Raw genomic sequence first — 776 nt, 5'->3', positions numbered from 1 at the left:
ACACACTGTCCACCACCATCCCCACCACCCGCCCGCCGATGTTCAGCACGATCACCACCGTGAACTGGTCGTAGCTCGGTGTGCCCAGCGCAAACTTGATCCGCATGTCGATGATCGGAACGATGATCCCCCGCAGGTTCACCACCCCCTTGATGTACTCAGGCGCGTTCGCGATCCGCGTCACCGCGTCGTAACCGCGCAGCTCCTGAACCTTCTGGATGTCGATCCCGTATTCCTCGTCGCCAAGGGTGAACGAGAGGAATTCGAGCGGCCTGCCGGTGCGTGCCGAGGCTGCGCCTGCTTCAGAGGCGAGCTGTTTGGCTTGATCTGTGGTGTTCACTTCATTCGCTCCATGACTTGAAAATTTGTGCTGCCGCGGGAGCCGCCGACGCTTTTTCCCAGCGACGAGTTCTGCTGCGTCACCTGGTCCATCTGGGTGAAAGGTTGACACGCATGATCTCTGCTATCGGCAGCGCAACGCCCATCCTGAAGGGCCGGCACGAAATTCCGTTCAGCGGGCGGCGTCGAGCTTGAACACGCTGACCGCCTGCACCAGGCTGCCCGCCTGTTCCTGCAGCGATCCCGCGGCCGCCGCAGCCTCTTCCACCAGCGCCGCGTTCTGCTGCGTCACCTGGTCCATCTGCGTGATCGCCTGGTTGATCTGCTCGATCCCCGAGGTCTGCTCCTGGCTGGCCGCCGTGATCTCGCCCATGATGTCGGTCACGCGCTTGACGCTGTCGACGATCTCCTCCATCGTCCGGCCTGCCTCGGCCACC

Annotated in this window: 2 protein-coding genes; both read right to left on the bottom strand. The window is 62.9% G+C overall.

Annotated elements, in window-relative coordinates; genetic code table 11:
- A partial coding sequence (locus tag AC1DY5_RS57500) for a chemotaxis protein CheW (protein WP_478123018.1) occupies positions 1-340 on the bottom strand: 340 nt, incomplete at its 3' end.
- A 171-nt stretch (positions 341-511) separates the two neighbouring features.
- Positions 512-776, bottom strand: a 265-nt coding sequence (locus tag AC1DY5_RS57495) for a methyl-accepting chemotaxis protein (protein WP_478123017.1), incomplete at its 5' end; no start/stop codon positions are given.

Source organism: Variovorax sp. P4_D9 (genome assembly GCF_056401695.1).
The sequence above is the reverse complement of the archived record's forward strand: the minus strand, read 5'-3'. Positions and strand labels throughout refer to the sequence as shown.